Raw genomic sequence first — 18526 nt, 5'->3', positions numbered from 1 at the left:
GGGTCGTCGTCGTGCTGAAGGTGACGCTGGCGCACTGACTACGGGGCCGCTTGACCCCGACGTAACGTCATAGTTTCAGATGGGGGCATGCGACTCATCCCCACTGCGTATCTGGCGTCATACTTCCTGTCGACGCTCGGCAACTCGATCGCCGCGATCGCCCTACCCCTCATCGTGCTTCTGACGACGGGAAGCGCGCTAGGCGCGGGAACCGTCGCCGCGGCAACAGCGCTCCCCGCCGTGGTTGCGGGGCTGCTCATGGGCGTCGTGATCGACCGCATCAACCGGCGAACCTCCTCTGTCGTCACCGACCTCGTCTCGGCGGCGGCGATGGCGGCACTTCCCATCGTCGACGCGATCACGGGACTCACCATCGGGTGGTTCGTGCTGTTCGGCATCCTCGGCTCGATCGGCGACGTGCCGGGCATCACCGCACGCGAGGCACTCCTCCCGGCGATCGTGCGGCACGGGGCGATGAGCGCCGAGCGACTCATCGGTCTGCGCGAGATGCTGGGCTCGGTCGCCTTCCTCATCGGGCCAGCGCTCGCCGGGCTACTGGTGACCCTCCTCGACGGGTCGACGGTGCTGTGGGTGACGGCCGGCACGTCATTTCTCGCCGCGATGGTGACGCTGGCGATGCCTCACCGAATCGGGCGCATCAGCGCCGACGTGCCCGTTGCGACCGCGGGCGCACCCGGCACGCCCACGCCTACACCCACCCCCACGCGGTCGCCCTGGCGCGATCTGAGCGAGGGATGGCGAACGCTTGCCCGCGATCGCTTTCTCGTCACTGTCACCGTCTTCAGCGTCATTGTGGCGATGGTGCTCGCCGCCTACCAGGGCCTGATTCTGCCGGTGTACGTCACCATTCAGGATCAGGCGGGAATGCTCGGCCTCATCCTGTCGGCCCTCGCCGGCGGCATCCTGCTCGGCGCTGGCCTGTTCGCCGCCGTCGGCACGCCGGGCCACCGACGAGCGTGGTTCATGGGCGGACTGCTGCTCGCGACCGCGGGCTTCTTCGCCATGGCCTCGCTGCCATCGGTGCTGATCGTCATCGGTGCCGCCGCACTGGTCGGCGCGGGTGGCGGAATCCTCAACACGATCATCGGGGTCGTGCTCATCGAGCGCATTCCCGAAAGCATGCGCGGCCGCATCTTGAGTACGCAGAATGCCGCACTCACGGTGGCGGCACCGGCAGGCATCATGGCCGCGGCGTTGCTCGTCGAGTACGCCACGCTCGAGATCGCGTCGTGGTCGATCGCCTCCCTCTGGCTCATTGCCCTCGCTGTCTCGCTGGTCTCGCGATCACTCCGTAGTCTGAACTCGTCGACGCCCCCTGCCGATGAGGATCCGACCGATGCGCAGCAGTGACCTCGCCCACCTCGCCGGCGTCACGGTGCGCACCCTGCGGCATTACCACCAGCTCGGCCTCCTCGACGAGCCTCCGCGGACGACCAACGGATACCGCGAATATTCGGTGCACCACCTGGTGCGCGTGCTGCGTATCGTCCGACTCGCGTCGCTCGGTTTCCGCCTGGGCGAACTGGCGCCGATGCTCGACCGCGACGGCAAGGACACGGCAGAGGTGCTCGAGCGGCTCGACGATGAGACGGCCCGGGAGATCGAGCGCCTAACCGAGCGTCGAGCGCTGATCGCACAGCTCATGGCGTGGAACGCCGCGCCCGACTTGCCCGATGCCTTCGCGCCGCACATCGCGCTCTTCGCCGCACGACTCGGCGACTCTACGCTGGCCCGCGTTGACCGCGAGCAGGCGATCCTGATCGGCCACCTGGCGAGCCCCGAGGTGCTCGACGAGTTGGCGGGGTTGTACGCGCGCTTCTCGGAACCCGCGCTGCTCGAGACGTCACTCACGCTCACCCGCCGCCTCGCCGACCTCGACGCGGATGCTCCGGATAGCGTCGTCGAGGCGATCGTCGCCGACATGGTGGCGACGTACGGAGACGTCATCAGAGCTCTTCGAGACGACGAGGTGTCGTTCGACCCGCGAGCAGTTGCCCTGTTGGCGGAGTACTCGAATGACTCCCTGAACGACGCGCAGCGTCGGGTGGTGGAACGGGTGGAAGCCGCGCTCGACACGGCATCCCCCGCCTGACATCACGCCATCGCGCGTTCGATGGCCGCGATGCGGGTTTCGAGCGCCGTCACCGCCGCGTCCACATCGAGCTCATTCGTAATGACGTGAATCTCGAGCTCGTCCCCGTCGATGCGCGCGCTGAGCGTTCCGGGGGCGAGGTTGATGGCGAGGGCCAGGGTCACGCGCCCCGCCGCGGTCCCGAGGGTGGTGCGCCGGGTCACCCATGCGGGGTCCACGTCGGGGCGCGGCAGCCACAACGCCCGGCGCGCGACGTCACCGCCGCCCAGGATCGCGCTGCGGGCGATCCAGCCGACGAAACGCAGGCTCGCGGCCGTCGCCGCGACGCCCCGAGAGAGTCGCAGCGAGCCTCCCCGCGCGGGCATCCCGGTCACGAGGTACGTAGCGGCAACCCCCACGGGCACGGCCGCGAGCGCGTAGACGATTGCCGAGGGGCGCAGTTCCGTCACAGCGAACCACGCCGCCGCGATGACAATCGTGCGAAAGATCACCGAGACCACCATCAGCCGCCCCCTCCCGCCAGCACCACGAATAGGAGGGCGCCGGCCAGGGCTGCGACCGCAAGCGCACCCGACACCACCCAGGTTCCCAGCCGCGCCTGAACGCCGCTGACCGTCGGCATCGGCGACGGCCCCCGCCGCACGCGCTCCACGAGCGCGTCGCGCGTCGCCCCCAGAACACCGGATGCCCGGATCACGCCCCGCATCGTGCCGCCGGTAGCCCGCTCAAGCAGCACCACGACGTCGCCCTCGGGCACGATGTCTCCGCGCGGATGCAGCAGGCGAGCATCCCGGAATCGTGGCCGACGCGCGAGCGCGGCCGCGGCCAGCGCGAGGGCGATGCCGAGCAGGAACGGCCACGACTGGTCGACGACGGGGCCGGGCGAGAACCAGCCGGGCACGGTGAGCGGGGGTGCGAACCCGGTCGCGAGCCACCACACGGGGGCGGCCGCGGCGAGCGCCAGCACCGCCCAGGCCGTGGTGCTGATCGGCTTACCAGCGGTGCGGCGGCGCGATCGGCGGCTCATGGCGATGGCGAATCGGGCGAGCAGCACGGTCGACCCAACGGCAAACCACGGGAGGAGGTCGGCGAGCGCGACCACCGGAAGGCCGGGCAATGCGACGTCTCCGAGCGACTCTTTCGACACGTACTTGGCGATGAAGCCCGCCGTCAGCGGCGCTCCGGCAAGGCCCAGCGCGGCCACGGTCTGGGGCACGACGACAGCCCAGGTGGGGGCGCGGCTGAGATCCCACACCTGGATGCTGAAGAACAGCGCGCCCTTGATCAGCCCGTGGGCGACGCTGTAGACGACGGCGGCGGCGATGGCCGCGGGCGCGATCGCCGGCTCAAGCAGTGCCGCACCGATGAGCGCGGTTATGAAGCCCATCTGGCCGATGCTGCTGTACGCGAGAATCACCTTCGGGTTGTCATGCAGTACGCCCACGACGGCAGCGAGCAGCCCCCCGACGAGGGCGAGCGTGACGAGCAGACCGCCCCAGAGCGGTTCGGCGGCGCCCTCGCCGAGCGGCAAGAAGCGCAGCAGGCCGATGATTCCCGCCTTGAGCATCACACCCGACAGCACGGCGCTGGCCGGGCTCGGCGCGGCGGGGTGGGCAAGCGGCAACCACACGTGCAGTGGAATCGTGCCGGCCTTCACCCCGAAGCCGATGATGAGCAGCGCCACGATGACGTCGCGAGCGTCAGATGCGGCGACTGCCGCAGGCACGTCGAGAACGTCGGTGACGCCCTCGGACGCGATGAGCAGGAATGCGCCCAGCACGGCCGACTCTCCGAACACCGTCATCACGAGGTACACCGCACCGGCCCGGCGGGCCGACGTCGTGCGGTCGTGCACGACGATCGCGTAGCCGAGGAAGCTCATCGCGGCGAACACGAGGTAGAAGGTGACGAGGTTCGCCGCAACGAAGACCCCCACGTTCGCGGTGAAGCACAGCAGCAGGAAGCCGTTCAGCCCGGCGGGGCGCTCGGAGATCGACCGCGGCACGAACGCCAGCGCGATGCCGTACAGGATGACCGCGAGCAGCACGAGCGGGCGCCCCACCTCATCGAGGCGGATCGCGGTGCCGAACAGCATCCAGTCGACCGTTTTCAGCGCGCCGTCGTCGAGGCTCGCGACGATGCCCGTCGGCACGACCGCGAGCCACGCGTACTGCACGACGAGCTCGCGGGCGCGGGTGCGCGCCTCGCCCGCTCCGAGACTCAGCGCGGCGATTGTCGCCGCCACCAGAAGCGGGACGACGAAGGAGAGAGCCCACATCACGGCCATGCTCCCTCCCCCACGATCTGCGCGAGAACCCAGGGCGAGTAGTCCCAGCCGGCGGCGACGCCAAACAGGATGACGAAGAGTGCGGTCGCGACCGCGGGCAGCAGGAGGCTCGCGGGCGCCTCCCAGCCCGACCGCCGGGCGGGTGCCGGGAACGTGCCCTCATCGCTGCCCTCCGACTCGGATCGCGGCGACGTCCAGATGGTCGCGATGATCGGCAGGAAGTAGGCGGCGTTCAACACCGTGCTTGTCAGCAGCACGGCGATCACCCATGGCTGGCCCGCGTCGAGCCCGCCCAGCCCGAGGGCCCACTTCGAGATGAAGCCGGCGAACGGCGGCAGCCCGATCATGCCGAGCGCGGCGATGGTGAAGGCGGCGCTCGTGACGGGCATCCGTCGGCCGACCCCGGCGAGTTGGCTGACCTTTGACAGCTTGAGCTCTTCGGCGAACAGGCCGGCGCAGAAGAACAGTGTGATCTTCATGAAGCCCTGGTTGACCATGTGCACGATCGCCCCGGCGGTGGCGATCGGCGACAGTAGCGCCGCGCCGAGCGCGATGTACGACACCTGCGACACCGTCGAATACGCGAGGCGCTTCTTCAGGTCATCCTGCGCGAGCGCGCGGACGGACCCGTAGACGATCGTGACGGAGGCGACGACGGCGAGCGCCTGCAGCATCCCGAGCTCGGCGAACAGGGCCAGGCCGAAAACGTCTTCGACGATGCGGATGATTCCGAACGCGCCGGCCTTCACCACGGCGACCGCGTGCAGCAGGGCACTCACCGGCGCGGGGGCAACCATGGCAATCGGCAGCCAGCCGTGCAGCGGGAACAGCGCGGCCTTCACGCCGACGCCGAGCAACAACACTGCGCCGATCACCGTCGCGGTGAGCGGGTCGCGGGCGGCGAATTCCGCCACCTCGGGGATGCCGCCGGCACGGAACTCGACCGGCCCGACCTCGAGAGTCAGCCAGGCGACGCCGAGCAGCAGGGCGACGCCGCCGCCGAGCGTGTACGCGAGGTAGATGCGGGCGCCGCGCAGGGCCGCCCGCGTTCCGCGGTGAGCCACCAGCGGGTAGGTGACGAGCGTCAACAGCTCGAAGAAGATCAGGAAGGTGAGCAGGTTGCCGGCCAACGCGATACCGACCGTGGCCGTGACGCACAGGCTGAAGAAGCCGAAGAACCGGCTGCGGTTGGGCGAGCCCTCCAGGTAGCCGACGGCGTAGATCGTCGTCGCCAACCACAGGCCCGCCGAGAGCGCGACGAAGAACAGCGAGAACGTGTCGGTGACGAAGACGATGTCGAGCCCGGGAATCCACGTGAACTCGGCGCGTAGCTCCTCGCCCGCCACGACGCGCGGAATCAGCACGATCACGAGCACAACCTTCGCGATCGCGCCGGCGAGGTTCAGGGTGGTGCGCAGTACCGTCTGCTTCTCGCGCAGCGCGAAGATCAGCAGCGCCGGCACGAGCGACGTCAGCAGAAGCACGACCGGCAGCGCGCTCATCACGGTGACCGTGTCGTCGTTCATGCGCCACCTCCCATCGGCGCGGCACTCAGCACCTCAATGAGCAGCCACGGAATGAGACCCAGCACCACCGACAGGGCGGCGAGTGCCAGCGGCACGATGGCCACGGTGCGCGCGGGCCGGGTGAGCTCGCGGGCGCCCGAGAAGTCGCCGGGCGGGTTGAAGGTGGCTCGCAGCATGCGCGCCGTGTAGGCGAAGGTCAGCAGCCCGCCGCCGAGCAGCAGAGCCAGCCACCACCAGGCGCCCGCGTCGAGCGAGGCCTGCACGAGCATCCATTTGCCGACGAAGCCGAGCGTGGGCGGAAGCCCCGCGAGGCTGACGCCGGCGAGCCCAATCGCGGCGACCGTCCACGGCATGCGGCTGATCGTGCCCTCGAGCCCGTCGAGCCGACTCGTGCCGGCCGCGGTGGCGAGCGCTCCGGCGGCGAGGAACATGGCGACCTTCGCGACGCCGTGAGCCAGAGTGATCAGAATGCCGCCGATCCAGGCCACCTGCGGGTCGCTCGCGGTGAACACGAGCGGCACCAGCAGCACCATGTACCCGACTTGGGCGACCGTCGAGTAGGCGATGATCGACTTCAGGCGGTCGCGTCGCAGCGCGAGCACCCCGCCCCACAGCACGGCGGCGGCGCCCGCGACGCCCACGGCGGTCGCGAGCGGCGCGGCGAGGTCGGTGAGCGGGCCGAAGTACTCGACGATGCGCCACAGGATCACGATCGACGCCTTGATCACGAGCGCCGAGAGCAGGGCACTGACCGCCGCAGGGGCGGCGGGGTGGGCGACCGGCAGCCACGAGTGCAACGGGAACAGCGCCGTCTTCGCGGCCATGCCGACCACGGTGAGCGCGATGATCGCCCCGACGATGACGGTGTCGTCGGCGCGCTCGGCGGCCCGCGCCAGGTCGACGGTGCCGGTGTGCCCGTACGTGAGGGCGACCGCGAGCAGGAAGAACAGCGAGCCGGTCACGGCAACGAAGAGGTAGCGCAGGGCGGCTGCGGCCGATCGCGTGCCCCCCAGGGCGACAAGCGCGACGGATGCGATGGTCAACAGCTCCAACAGCACAAAGGCGGTGAACACATCGCGCGCGACAAAGACGCCATTGACGGCCGCCGCCGCCGCACCGACGAGCGGCCAGAACGCGTGCCCTCCCGCGAAGTGGTCGTCGGCGGCGGCAACGAGCGTCGCGGCCAGCACCGCGATTGCCGACAGGCCGATCATGACGACCGAGAGTCCGTCCGCGGCGAGAAGGATTCCGACGGGCGGCGCCCAGCCGGCCACCTCCAGCCGCACGGGGCCCGCGTCGAGCACGGCGATGCCCAGCAACACGGCGACCATCAGCGTGGCGACGGCCGCGATGACCGTCAGCGTCGCCGCCGCCCGCCGAGGCAGCACGGCCGACAGCGCGCCGACCGCGAGGGGCAGAAAGACGGGCACGAGCACGAGGGCTGCGGCCGACATCACTGCTCGACCTCCTCGAGGTCGTCGTCGAGCTGCTCGACCCGTCGCGCCAGCACGATGGCGATGCCCGTGACGGCCGCCATGACGACGATGCCCGTGAGCACGAGTGCTTGCGGCACGGGGTCGGGCTCGCCGTCGCCGCGATCGGCGAGCGCCAACAACAGCAGCATGACGCCTCCGGAGGCGACGTTGAGGGCGATCAGGCGGCGAATCAGGTCGCGTACCAGCAGGGTCGCGGCAACCCCCAGCACGAGGATGAACGCACCGGCATACATAAACAGCTGCAGGGTGGTCACGGGGCACCCCCCAGGGCTGGGGCGTCTGCCGCCCGGTCGGCGGCCGCCGCGTCGTCGCGCGAGCCGGCGGCGAGGAAGAGCATGGCGAGCGCGACCCCGATGCTGACGGTGAGCAGGGTCTCGATGGCGAGAATGGCCGCGAACGCCCAGCTGAGGTCGAGCGCGAGCCACGTTCCCGTCGCCGCGAGCCCGATGCCGCCGAGCAGGATGAACGCCAGCAGGCCCGCCACGACGAGCACGAGCGCGCGCCCTCCGGCCGCGCGGGCGGGGCGCACCCCGCACAGGTGGGCGATGATGAGCGCGGCACCGAGCACGGCACCGGCCTGGAAGGCACCCCCGGGCTCACTGGTTCCGGCCACGAGCAGCCAGGCGGCGAGCAGCACGAGAGCCGGCACGATGATGACGGCGATGACGCGCCGAACCGGGCCCGGGTCGGTCACGGTGCGGATGCGGTCACGCGACAGCGCCGCGGCACCCACCGCGGCGAATACGACGACCGCGATCTCGAGCAGCGTGTCGAGGTTGCGGAAGTTCAACAGCACCGCGGTGATGGGGTGGCTCACGCCGCTGCGCTCGACGGCCTCCAGGGCGAGCGGCCCGAGGTCGGCGGGCTCCGCCGTGAGACGCGACAGCACGGTCGCCAGGGCGGCGAACGTCACCGCACCGAGCGCGGCGCCGACCGCCGTGATCGCCACCGCGCGACGACGGTCGCGATTCGGCTGCGCGGGCTGTCGCCGGTGGAGAGCATCGACCAGCAGCGCCCCCGCCACCCCACCGCCGAGCGCTGCCTCGGCAATCGCCACGTCGGGCGCGGCGACGCGTGCCCACAGCAGCGCGAGCAGCAGGCCGAAGACGAGGAAGGCGATGGTCGCGCCGACCCGGCGAGGAATCGCGATGGCGAGTATCGCGGTGACGGCGACGGCCGCCACGACGAGCATGTCGAGCACGTCGACGTCGGAGAAGGCGATGACCGTCACGGCTCCTCCTCCGTCTCCCCCTCAGCCCGCCGCCTGCTGCCCGCCATGAGGTAGGCGTTCGCGGCGGTGCCGATGAGGGCGAGAATCCAGATGAGGGCCAGCTTCGCCACCACGCCGACCGCTGCCCATCCCGGTTCGGTGATGAGAAGGTGCAGGGCGAGCGCGGTGGCGATGAGTCCGAGGCCGAGGACGTCGGCCTTCGACACGCCGTGCAAGCGGCTCGCGAGGTCGGGAAAGCGCAGCAGCGCCACCGTGCCCGCCACGACGAAGAAGACACCCCCCGCGAGCAGGGTGATGACGAGCACGTCGATGATGACCATCAGCGCACCGACCGCCGAGTGAACACGACCGCGACGATGGTGGCCAGGCCGACGACGACGATCGCGACGTCGCGCAGGGCCGGCAGGTCGGCGATCGCCGCGAGCACGATGAAGAGGGCGGCACCGCCCGCGCCCAAGAGCACGAAAGCGGTAAGCCGGTCTTCGATCGTCGGGCCCGCAACGGCGCGCCACAGCCCCGCCAGGATGCAGGCGAACAGGATGAAGGCCGCCACGATCAGGGCGACACTGACCGCGGCGCTCACAGGGTGTCCGTCATCGCGGCGCCGCCTCGGGCATGAGTCGGCGCGTGATCGCCTTCGTCACCTCGATGGCGACGTACACGGCGGCCGCGATCGCGAACGCGAGCGCCCACGAGCTGGCGGGCAGGGGAGCCGAGCCGAACAGGGTGTTCATGAACGGCGCGTACACGAACAGCGCCTGCAGCACGAGCAGTCCGCCGATCGACAGCCACACGATGGGGTTCGAGAACCACTGGGCCGGCGACACTGTGGCCCCGCGCAGGTTGCGGCAGGTCAGCAGGTACCCGATCTGCGCGACCGCGAGGGTGGTCACGGCGAGGCTCTGCGCCTGCGGGTCGTCGACACCCTGACCACGTGCCAGGTAGTACATGGCGAACGTTCCCCCGCCGATGAGCAGCGAGGCGAGAGCGATCTGGATCAGGTGGGCCGCGCCGACAATCGGGCGGTCCGGGACGCGCGGGGCGCGCTTCATGACGTCTGCTTCTGCCGGTTCGAACGCGAGCGCGAGCGACAGGGTGACGGCCGCGATGAGGTTGACCCACAGGATCTGCACGGGGGCGAGCGGAATCGACAGCCCGAGTAGCACGGCGACCAGCAGCACGAGCGACTGCGCGCCGTTCGTCGGCAGCAGGAACACAACCGACTTCACGATGTTGTCGAACGTGCGCCGCCCCTCCTCGACCGCGCGGGCGATCGTGGCGAAGTTGTCATCGGCGAGCACAATCTCGGCGGCCTCCTTGGTCGCCTCGGTGCCCTTGATGCCCATGGCCACGCCGACGTCTGCCCGGCGCAGAGCGGGCGCGTCATTGATGCCGTCGCCGGTCATGGCGACGACCTCGTTGTGCGCCTGGAGCGCCTCGACGATGCGCAGCTTGTGCTCGGGGCTCACCCGGGCGAACGTGTCGTAGCGCTGCACGATGTCGCGCAGTTCGTCGTCGCTGGCGGCGTCGAGCTCGGCACCGGTGATCGCCTCGTCAGCGTGGTCGTCGTCCGGGTCGATGATGCCCATCTGGCGGCCAATCGCCGTCGCCGTCCCCGCGTGGTCGCCGGTGATCATCTTGACGCGAATGCCCGCCCGCTTCGCGTCCTCGATCGCCTCGATGGCTTCCGGGCGAGGCGGGTCGAGGATGCCGACGACACCAACGAACACGAGGTCGTCGTCGAGGTGGGCGAGCGCGAGATCGCTCGTGTCGGGTTCGGCGGCACGCTGCGCTGCGGCCAGCACCCGCAGGCCGTCGGCGCTTAGCTCAGCGATCCGGGCGTGCCAGAAGTCGGCGTCGAGCGGCTCTGACTCGCCGTTCGCGCCGAGTTGGGCTACGCACCGGTCAAGAACGCGGTCAGGGGCTCCCTTCACGTGCACCGTGACGTCACCCTCGGGACTGCGGTCGAGGGTCGCCATGAGTTTGTGCTCTGACTCGAACGGGACGGCCGCAAGGCGCTCGAAGCCGACCGGAACAGCCTGCGCCTTGTGCGCGAACGTGATCAGCGCACCTTCCGTGGGCTCGCCGACGATCGACCACGTGTCGTCCTTCTCGCGAAGGCCCGAGTCGTTCGCGACCGCCATGACCGTGACCAGCTGGCGTAGAGCATCCTGAGTGCTGATGTCGACGTCGCCGCCGTCGAGGCGGATACCGCCGCGCGGGTCGTAGCCCGTGCCCGTCACCTCGTAGCTTGCTGCGGCGGTCACCACCCGCTCGACCGTCATTTCGTTCTTCGTGAGCGTGCCCGTTTTGTCCGAACAGATCACGGTGACGGATCCGAGTGTTTCGACAGATGTGAGCCGCCGCGTGATCGCGTTGCGGCGAGCCATCGCCTGCACGCCCAACGAGAGCGTGATGGTCACGATGGCCGGCAGCCCCTCGGGAATCGCAGCGACAGCGAACGCCACCGCAACGGTCAGCAGCAGGGCCACGGGGTAGTCGTGCACGGCGAAGCCGAAGACGATCAGTAGCACCGCAACGGAGAGGATGATGCGCGCCAGCAGAATGCTGAAGCGGTGTATCTTGCGCTCGAGCGGGGTCGACAACTGCTCGACCGACTCGATCATCGTGCTGATGCGGCCGATCTCGGTGTCGGCGCCGGTCGCGACGACGACACCGGTGCCGCGGCCGCTGACGACGAGGCTTCCGGAGTGGCCGATCGACGTGCGGTCGCCGACCCCCGAGGCCTGGTCGACCGGGTCGGCGCTCTTCGTGACAGGCTCGGACTCGCCGGTGAGCCCCGCCTCTTCGGCACGCAACTCGGTGGAGTGGGTGATGCGAATGTCGGCCGGGATGCGGTCACCCGACTTCACGCGCACGACATCGCCGGGCACGAGCTTCTCAGCGTCGGTGCTCACCCACTCGCCGTCGCGACGCACCTGAGCGCGCACCGACAGCATGCTGCGCAGGCCGTCGAGGGCGCGCTGGGCCCGACCCTCTTGAATGAAGCCGATGAGCGCGTTGATGATCGCGACCGCAAGGATGACACCGACGTCGACCCATTCGAGCAGGAATGCCTTCAGCACGGCGGCCGCGAGCAGCACGTAGATGAGCACGTCGTTGAAGTGCCGCAGCAGGCGCTTCCACGCTGGGTCGGGTGCCTTTTCTGGCAGGCGGTTGGGCCCGACCGTCTCGAGTCGGCGTGCAGCCTCGTCGGCGCTCAGCCCCTCGGGCGTGACGTCGAGGGCGGCGAAGGTCTCGTCAACGCTGGCGGCGTGCACGGCCGCGGGGGCGCGCAGCGCGGTGTCCGATGCGTGCGTCATGGGGCTCCGATCGGGTTGAGCACACGAGATACAGCCTCAACTTTTCCTGCAAAATGTGTCACTAGACTACCGGGTGGCCGGTGGCCGGTGTCCGTTCCTGAGCGTTTCCGCCAAACTACCCGGACGCGCGGGCCCGTGGGAAGGACTGTCAGGTGTTCACCGGTCTACCGCCAGACCACGGCGGACACCTAGAAAGCGAGCCCGTGGCGCTCGACGAGCGGCATCGTCGCCTCGAAGTCGACCTCCGCGCCGTACTCGGCCGCCAGGGCGGGAAGCGTCTCGGGGTCGTACTCGCCGCCCGGCTCGGCCAAACGTCGGAACAATTGCTCGATACCCCCGGGCACGATGTTTTCGAGCACGTGCAACTCGTCATCACCGGCGTTCCAGAAGGTGTGCCAGTGGCCGCGCGGCTTAACGACCACGTCACCGGCACCGGCCGTGACCTCGACCCCGTTGTCAATGACGCCGAGTGTGCCAGCCAGCACGTAGCTGTACTCGTCTTCTCGGGTGTGAAGGTGCATGGGGGCGGCCAGCACCTTGGGCGCCAGCACGTGCTCGACGACGGCGAGCGCGCCACCCGATGCGGCGCCCTCCAGCAGGTAGCGGTCCAGTGATCCCGGCTCGCCGGTGACATCGACCTCGCTAGAGCGGATGACGCGTGGACCGTCGTCGGTCTCCATGGCCGACGATGGTACGCCTGGCGGGGGTCTCTGTACAGGGCCGGAGCGCGGCGCGGTAGCGTGCATCCATGCCTGAATTGAACGACGGAACGACCCTGCCCGACATCGGCTTCGGCACCTACCCGCTGCGCGGCGAGGAGGGCACGGCCGCGGTGCTGAGCGCCCTGTCGCTCGGCTACCGCCTCATCGACACGGCCGTGAACTACCAGAACGAGGATGCTGTGGGTCGCGCCATCGCGGAAACTCCCGTTCCGCGCGACGACATCATCGTCGCCACGAAGGTGCCGGGCCGCGATCACGGTTACGACGAGACGCTGCGCTCGTTCGACGGCTCGATGGAACGGCTCGGACTCGACGTGCTCGACCTGTACCTGATCCACTGGCCGAACCCGAACGTCGACAAGTACGTCGACGCGTGGCGCGCGATGGTGCGCCTGCGCGAGGAGGGCCGCGTGCGCTCGATCGGGGTCTCGAACTTCACCGCCGAGTACCTGACGCGCGTCGCCGACGAGACCGGCGTGATGCCTGCGGTCAACCAGATCGAGCTGCACCCGTTCTTCCCGCAAGAGCAGTTGCGGGCCTTCCACGCCGAGCATGGCGTCGTCACCGAAGGGTGGAGCCCGCTCGGCAAGGCCGCGCCCGTGAAGGAGTCGGCGCCCGTCGCCTCGGCGGCGGCAGCGCACGGCGTGACCCCGGCCCAGGTGATTCTGCGCTGGCACCAGCAGATCGGCTCGCTGCCGATCCCGAAGTCGGCGACGCCCGCCCGCCAGCGCGAAAACTTCGAGCTCGGCGGGTTCACGCTCAGCGAGGCCGAGGTCGCGGCCATCACGGCGCTCGGCCGGCCCGACGGGCGCCTGTTCGGCGGCGACCCCGAGACCCACGAAGAGATGTAGTTGCGCGGCCCGGGTCTCCGCTCGAGGTGTGCAGAACGTCGATGCGCCGCGCGCTGCGGTGAGTTGCGCGTTGTGGTCGACTGGCGGCACGGCAGTCAGCCACAACGCGCAACTCACGACCGTGAGTCACGAGTGACGAGCCAATTCGCACCTCTACGACGGACCGCGGCGGCACAGTCAGACACGTCAGACGGAATTTGGTGGACCTGAGGGGAATCGAACCCCTGACCTTCTCATTGCGAACGAGACGCGCTACCAACTGCGCCACAGGCCCTAGAACGACGTCAACCTTATCACCGAGAATCGGGCCGGATGCACACGGTCGCGCCCCCGAGATCGCCGCCCGTTAGCCGGCGGCGCGGCGCCGCTCGAGCACCTCGTCGAGGTCGGGAGCGTTCGTTGGCAGACCGTCGAGCATGCCCATGCGCGCGAAGCGGCTCGGCTGCTCGGCGGCCGGCGCGGGCGACGCCACGGCCGCGGCCGGGGTCGCGGCAGGCGCGGCCGGCACAGGCCCAGCGGCCGGCGCGGCGGCGTCCCGCTGCGCCTTCTCGGCCTCGGCCGCCGCGACAGCGAGCACCGCGGCGTGGTCGATCGCGCTGCGGCGCAGCTCGGGTCGGGGGGCGGCGTCAACCGCGGTGTCGAAGTAGAGCGGCTTCGGCAGCGGCACGGGAGTCCACGGGCGCGGCGCGCGCCGGCCCTCCGTGGCCGGCGCCAGGTCGACGAAGTCACTGCCGGCCCCCGCTCGCGACCCGGTGCCGGCGAGCACGGCCGAGCGGCGGCGGCCCGCCCGGGCGAGCCCGACGAGCAGCACGACGCCGCTGATGGCGACGACCGACGCGAAACCGGTCCACGCCCACGCACCCAGGCTCGCCGACGCGACGATGCCGACAAGAGTGAGGAACGTCACGAGCGTGGTGACCGCCCGCGAACGGCGAAGCCGACGCTGGCCGGTGCGCGCAGCATCCACTTCGGCGACGAGGCCGGGGGCCTGCGCCGCCAAGCGGGCCCGCAACGCGCGCTGCGCGGCGACTTCACGGGCGCGAGCGATCGCCGCCTCCTCGCGCTGGCGGGCGGCGAGAGAGCGCTGCTGCGCCGCCGCCTCGCGCGCCGTCAACTCGGCGCGAACCGGCTCGGGCAACTCGGTCGTCTGCGCCATGATGCGCAGCGTCTGCTGCAAGCGGATCGCGTTGCGCTCGGTCGCGAGATATTCGCGCCGCCGGCGCCACAGCGGAATCAGGTACCACAGCCAGAGCACGGCTGCGAGCGCAATCAGTAGGGCAGTACCGGCCCCCGAACCCTCAGCCATGGCACGAGGGTAGGGCCGCTACGGCAGGCGCAAGCCTCGGCGCGCCGCGATGCGGTCGACCTCGGGCACGTCGGCGACGTGCTCGGGCACGCGGCCCTGCTTCCAGCGCTGCAGCACTCCCACCGGAACCTCCTCGACGGTCAGCGCAAAGCAGAAGTGGTCGCGCCAGTCGCCGTCGATGTGGATGAACCGGCGCCGCAGCCCTTCGTAGCGAAACCCGAGCTTTTCGACCACGCGAAGCGACGGCGCGTTCTCGGGTCGGATGCAGATCTCCATGCGGTGCAGGCCCACCGAGAAAAACAGATGGTCGGTCGCGAGCGCCACCGCGGTCGGGGTCAGCCCGCGCCCCGCGAACCGCTCGGCAACCCAGTAGCCGAGCGTCGCCGACGCGAGCGAGCCGTACGTCATCTGCGAGATGTTCAGCTGGCCGGCGAACTCGCCGTCACACTCGATGACGAACGGCAAACCGCTGCCGGCGCGCGCCTGCTGCAACAGGCCACGGATGCTGCCCTTCGTATCCCAGGCGAGGTTCTGATTGGGGCTGGTCGCCTCCCACGGACGCAACCACGCACGGTTGCCGACCAGTTCGCGTTCCAGGATGCGCGCATCCCGAGCCCGAATCGGACGCAACAGCGTCGCGCCGTCGCGCAGCGTGGGAATGGCGGCCATAAAGGCCTGTTAGTCCTCGAACTCGGCGACGAAGCCCGTCAGCCAGCGACGCAGGTCGGGGCCGAGGTCGTCGCGCTCGGAGGCGAGCTGCACGATGGCCTTGATGTAGTCGAGGCGGTCGCCCGTGTCGTAGCGGCGGCCGCGGAACACGACCCCGTAGACACCGCCGCTCGCCTCATCGTGCGCGAGCTCGAGCATGGCGTCGGTGAGCTGAATCTCGCCACCCTCGCCCGGTTCGGTGCGCTCCAGCACGCCGAAGATCTCGGGCTTCAGCACGTAGCGTCCGATGATCGCGAGGTTCGACGGGGCGGTGCCGGGCGCCGGCTTCTCGACCAGGTCGGTGATCTTGACGACGTCGTCGGTGTCGGTCGCCTCCACCGTCGCGACACCGTACAGGTGCGCCTGGGCGGGGTCGACCTCCAACAGCGCGACAACCGACGCGTTGCGCTTCGTGGCGACGTCGATCATGCGCGGCAACAACGGGTCGCGCTCGTCGATGATGTCGTCGCCGAGCAGCACCGCGAAGGGTTCATTCCCGACATGCTGCCGGGCCCGGAACACAGCGTGGCCGAGACCCTTCGGGTCGCCTTGACGCACGTAATGCATGTCGGCCAGGTTCGTCGACTCCATGATTTTCTCGAGCTTCACGTCGTCGCCCTTGCGCTTGAGCGTCGCCTCGAGCTCGGTGACACGATCGAAATGGTTCTCAAGCGCGTACTTGTTGCGGCCCGTGATCATGAGCACGTCGGTGAGGCCGGCAGTGACGGCCTCCTCCACCACGTACTGGATCGCGGGCTTGTCGACGACGGGCAGCATCTCTTTCGGCATCGCCTTCGTCGCCGGCAAGAACCGGGTTCCGAGTCCTGCAGCGGGGATGACGGCTTTCGTGATCGGTCGCGACATGACCTCAGCGTATCGGGACACCCCGGCAGAGCGCGGACGCGCCTACGATGCTGTGTATGTCGAGCGACCCGGTCAGCGCCAAGCGTGCGCTGCGCGCCGAATTGCGAGAGCGGCGGCGCATTCGGCCGGCGCCCGAGCGCGAGGCGAGCACAGCATCCCTCACGACGCAGTTGATCGCGCTGACGCAGGCACTCGGTGCACGCACCGTCGCCTGCTACCTCTCGACTCCCGACGAGCCCGACACCCGGCCGTTTCTCGCCTGGGCGCGCACGAACGGTGTCGACGTGCTGCTGCCCGTGTCACGCGACGACGGGCTGCTCGACTGGGCGGCGTACGACTCCGACGATGAGGGCGAAGACGTTCTCGGCATGCCGGTGCCGATCGGCGGAATCGTGCCGCCGATCATGGTCGGCGAGGTCGGGCTGATGCTCGTTCCCGCCGCCGCGTGCGACGAGGGGGGCATGCGCATGGGCTGGGGGCGCGGCTACTTCGACAAGACGCTCGGCTCGATGGACAACCGCCCGCCCGTCTTCGCCGTGCTCTTCGACGACGAAATCGTGGATGCGCTCCCCCACGAACCGCACGACCAGCCCGTCGACGGGGTGGTCACCCCGGGTGGCATTCGGCGCTTCTGAGCGCACGTATCCTTGACGGCGGAGGACCCACCGCCATGCCCACCTATTCCTACCGTTGCACCGCCTGCGCGAACGCGTTCGACGTCCAGCAGGCCTTCACCGACGACGCGCTCACCGAGTGCCCCGCCTGCCAGGGTCGCCTGCGCAAGATTTTCTCGGTGACCGGCGTGACCTTCAACGGGTCGGGCTTCTACCGCACCGATAGCCGCGCGGGCGCGAGTGAAGGCTCGGGGTCCGGTTCATCGGACTCAGGCTCGTCGGGTAGCTCATCGTCGAGTGGGGCGAGCTCGTCCGACTCGGGGTCGAAAACCTCCGCGCCGGCGGCTGCCGCCAGCTAGGGTCAGGAGCGTCCGCCTCCCCTTCCCCAAAGGAGCCACCATGCTCAAGGGCTTCAAAGAGTTCGTCCTGCGCGGCAACGTCGTCGAGCTCGCCGTCGCGGTTGTCATCGGCGCGGCGTTCACCGCCGTTGTCACAGCCACCGTTGACGCCGTGATCAACCCGGCGATCGGCGCTCTGTTCAACGCAGAGTCGTTGTCGACCGCGTTCGTCATTGCGATCCCCACCACGACGGGCGGCGAGGCACAGTTGGTGTTCGGTGCCGTACTGGCGGCCATCCTGAACTTCCTCATCGTGGCTGCCGTCGTGTATTTCGCACTCGTGTTGCCGATCAACACGCTGAAGCGCCGTGCGGAAGAGCGCCGCAAGGCGGGTGAGCCCGCCGTGTCGGAAGACGCGCCGCCCACCGAGACCGAGCTGCTCGCCGAGATCCGCGACCTGCTCGCTGCCCAGCGGGGACAGTCCTCAGGGAGCTAGCCCCGAGCATCCCCCGCGCGCGCCGCGTCTCGCTGAAGCGCGCGCACACTCGCCAGAGCATCGGATGCTCGTGGCCAGGGCACGAAGATGTGATCGTGGAAGAACCCCGCGACCACGTTCGCCGGGATGCCCTCCGCCGCGAGTGCCGTCGCGACCGCTGCCGTGAGGCCCACCGCCTCCAGGTCGGAATGCACTTGCAGGGTGATGCGCGCGAAGGGCGGGCTCACCCGCATACGTGCGGGAGCGTCGCCGGCCGTCGGCAGGTCGTGCTTGCGCAGCACCGACGTCACCCCCTCCGCTTCGACGACGGTGACCTCGGCGCCGGCGAGCGGCTCGGCAGCGGTGGCGAACACCCAGGCGTCGGGGTCGAGCTCCGGTCGCATCGTGGCCAGCAGCTCGCCGAGGTCGCTGACCCCGCGCGCGGGGCGCTCGACCTCGCTCATGCGTAGTGCGGGGGTTTGTCGGCCCGCAGCCGGTCGTCGTTCTCGCCCGAACCATGGCGCTCCGGCTCGGCGGTGAGGGGCGCGCGGGCCGGCGCTGGGTCAGACCCGGGCGGGGCCGCGGTGGTGACCCGCCGACGGGCGCGACGGGGGCGCGGGGCGTCGCCCCGAGCATCCGCGGAGTCGTTCGTGGTCACGCGCACCAGGGTAC

Annotated in this window: 21 protein-coding genes and 1 tRNA gene; 6 read left to right on the top strand and 16 right to left on the bottom strand. The window is 69.9% G+C overall.

From position 1 onward, the window contains the following. Window positions 1-87: 87 nt before the first annotated feature. Window positions 88-1371, top strand: a complete 1284-nt coding sequence (locus EV140_RS03620; protein WP_130281190.1) for an MFS transporter — start codon at window positions 88-90, stop codon at window positions 1369-1371. Next, window positions 1358-2113: a helix-turn-helix domain-containing protein gene (locus EV140_RS03615; RefSeq protein ID WP_157985592.1), complete on the top strand. Its 756-nt coding sequence runs from the start codon at window positions 1358-1360 to the stop codon at window positions 2111-2113. Before EV140_RS03620 ends, EV140_RS03615 begins: the two co-directional genes overlap by 14 nt. 2 nt (window positions 2114-2115) lie before the next feature. Here the strand turns inward: EV140_RS03615 and EV140_RS03610 are convergent, their stop codons facing one another. From EV140_RS03610 to EV140_RS03565, 10 genes are all read right to left on the bottom strand, one after another. Further along, the gene (locus EV140_RS03610; RefSeq protein WP_130281186.1) at window positions 2116-2616 is read right to left on the bottom strand and encodes a Na+/H+ antiporter subunit E; all 501 of its coding nucleotides are present in this window, start codon (window positions 2614-2616) and stop codon (window positions 2116-2118) included. Further along, a complete protein-coding gene (locus tag EV140_RS03605) occupies window positions 2616-4400 on the bottom strand; it encodes a complex I subunit 5 family protein (RefSeq protein WP_130281184.1) in 1785 nt (594 codons plus the stop codon). Before EV140_RS03605 ends, EV140_RS03610 begins: the two co-directional genes overlap by 1 nt. Beyond that, the gene (locus EV140_RS03600; protein ID WP_241969008.1) at window positions 4391-5926 is read right to left on the bottom strand and encodes a complex I subunit 5 family protein; all 1536 of its coding nucleotides are present in this window, start codon (window positions 5924-5926) and stop codon (window positions 4391-4393) included. Before EV140_RS03600 ends, EV140_RS03605 begins: the two co-directional genes overlap by 10 nt. Continuing rightward, window positions 5923-7380, bottom strand: a complete 1458-nt coding sequence (locus tag EV140_RS03595; protein WP_130281182.1) for a complex I subunit 5 family protein — start codon at window positions 7378-7380, stop codon at window positions 5923-5925. Before EV140_RS03595 ends, EV140_RS03600 begins: the two co-directional genes overlap by 4 nt. Beyond that, window positions 7380-7676, bottom strand: a complete 297-nt coding sequence (locus EV140_RS03590) for an NADH-quinone oxidoreductase subunit K (RefSeq protein WP_198674338.1) — start codon at window positions 7674-7676, stop codon at window positions 7380-7382. Before EV140_RS03590 ends, EV140_RS03595 begins: the two co-directional genes overlap by 1 nt. Beyond that, window positions 7673-8653, bottom strand: coding sequence for a hydrogenase subunit MbhD domain-containing protein (locus EV140_RS03585; RefSeq protein WP_130281180.1), 981 nt, complete (start codon window positions 8651-8653; stop codon window positions 7673-7675). The genes EV140_RS03590 and EV140_RS03585 overlap by 4 nt, the downstream gene beginning before the upstream one ends. Further along, window positions 8650-8973, bottom strand: coding sequence for a cation:proton antiporter (locus tag EV140_RS03580; RefSeq protein WP_130281178.1), 324 nt, complete (start codon window positions 8971-8973; stop codon window positions 8650-8652). Before EV140_RS03580 ends, EV140_RS03585 begins: the two co-directional genes overlap by 4 nt. Then, complete coding sequence (locus tag EV140_RS03575) at window positions 8973-9236, bottom strand: MrpF/PhaF family protein (protein ID WP_130281176.1); 264 nt, start codon at window positions 9234-9236, stop codon at window positions 8973-8975. The genes EV140_RS03580 and EV140_RS03575 overlap by 1 nt, the downstream gene beginning before the upstream one ends. 10 nt (window positions 9237-9246) lie before the next feature. Next, window positions 9247-11976: a cation-translocating P-type ATPase gene (locus EV140_RS03570; protein ID WP_130281174.1), complete on the bottom strand. Its 2730-nt coding sequence runs from the start codon at window positions 11974-11976 to the stop codon at window positions 9247-9249. A 188-nt stretch (window positions 11977-12164) separates the two neighbouring features. Continuing rightward, on the bottom strand, window positions 12165-12656 hold the full coding sequence (locus tag EV140_RS03565) for a cupin domain-containing protein (RefSeq protein WP_130281172.1): 492 nt from the start codon (window positions 12654-12656) through the stop codon (window positions 12165-12167). Between the two features lie 68 nt (window positions 12657-12724). Between EV140_RS03565 and EV140_RS03560 the strand changes: the two genes are divergently transcribed. Beyond that, window positions 12725-13549: an aldo/keto reductase gene (locus tag EV140_RS03560; protein WP_130281170.1), complete on the top strand. Its 825-nt coding sequence runs from the start codon at window positions 12725-12727 to the stop codon at window positions 13547-13549. A 198-nt stretch (window positions 13550-13747) separates the two neighbouring features. On the opposite strand, the gene EV140_RS03555 is transcribed toward EV140_RS03560, so the two are convergent. The 4 genes from EV140_RS03555 to galU form a co-directional block, all read right to left on the bottom strand. Next, window positions 13748-13823: transfer RNA gene (locus tag EV140_RS03555), tRNA-Ala, on the bottom strand. Window positions 13824-13895: 72 nt separating this feature from the next. Further along, window positions 13896-14855 carry a hypothetical protein gene (locus tag EV140_RS03550; protein ID WP_130281168.1) on the bottom strand — a complete coding sequence of 320 codons (960 nt, stop codon included), beginning with the start codon at window positions 14853-14855 and terminating at the stop codon, window positions 13896-13898. An 18-nt stretch (window positions 14856-14873) separates the two neighbouring features. Further along, the gene (locus tag EV140_RS03545; RefSeq protein ID WP_130281166.1) at window positions 14874-15524 is read right to left on the bottom strand and encodes a GNAT family N-acetyltransferase; all 651 of its coding nucleotides are present in this window, start codon (window positions 15522-15524) and stop codon (window positions 14874-14876) included. 9 nt (window positions 15525-15533) lie between these two features. Next, the gene (galU, locus tag EV140_RS03540) at window positions 15534-16427 is read right to left on the bottom strand and encodes a UTP--glucose-1-phosphate uridylyltransferase GalU (RefSeq protein ID WP_130281164.1); all 894 of its coding nucleotides are present in this window, start codon (window positions 16425-16427) and stop codon (window positions 15534-15536) included. Between the two features lie 56 nt (window positions 16428-16483). Here galU and EV140_RS03535 point away from each other — a divergent pair, with 56 nt between their 5' ends. The 3 genes from EV140_RS03535 to mscL are packed head-to-tail and all read left to right on the top strand — an operon-like array spanning window position 16484 to window position 17875. Then, window positions 16484-17062, top strand: coding sequence for a 5-formyltetrahydrofolate cyclo-ligase (locus EV140_RS03535; protein ID WP_130281162.1), 579 nt, complete (start codon window positions 16484-16486; stop codon window positions 17060-17062). Between the two features lie 35 nt (window positions 17063-17097). Then, on the top strand, window positions 17098-17400 hold the full coding sequence (locus tag EV140_RS03530; protein WP_130281160.1) for an FmdB family zinc ribbon protein: 303 nt from the start codon (window positions 17098-17100) through the stop codon (window positions 17398-17400). A 40-nt stretch (window positions 17401-17440) separates the two neighbouring features. Beyond that, window positions 17441-17875 (top strand): large conductance mechanosensitive channel protein MscL, encoded by a 435-nt coding sequence (gene mscL / locus EV140_RS03525; RefSeq protein WP_130281158.1) that lies wholly within the window; start codon window positions 17441-17443, stop codon window positions 17873-17875. On the opposite strand, the gene EV140_RS03520 is transcribed toward mscL, so the two are convergent. Then, window positions 17872-18318: an ACT domain-containing protein gene (locus tag EV140_RS03520; protein ID WP_130281156.1), complete on the bottom strand. Its 447-nt coding sequence runs from the start codon at window positions 18316-18318 to the stop codon at window positions 17872-17874. The two genes, mscL and EV140_RS03520, sit on opposite strands and share 4 nt — an antisense overlap. Further along, window positions 18315-18512: a hypothetical protein gene (locus EV140_RS03515; RefSeq protein ID WP_130281154.1), complete on the bottom strand. Its 198-nt coding sequence runs from the start codon at window positions 18510-18512 to the stop codon at window positions 18315-18317. The genes EV140_RS03520 and EV140_RS03515 overlap by 4 nt, the downstream gene beginning before the upstream one ends. Between the last annotated feature and the right edge of the window lie 14 nt (window positions 18513-18526).

Origin of the sequence: Microcella alkaliphila, assembly GCF_004216855.1 — a bacterium.
GTDB classification, from domain to species: Bacteria; Actinomycetota; Actinomycetes; order Actinomycetales; family Microbacteriaceae; genus Microcella; species Microcella alkaliphila.
The sequence above is the reverse complement of the archived record's forward strand: the minus strand, read 5'-3'. Positions and strand labels throughout refer to the sequence as shown.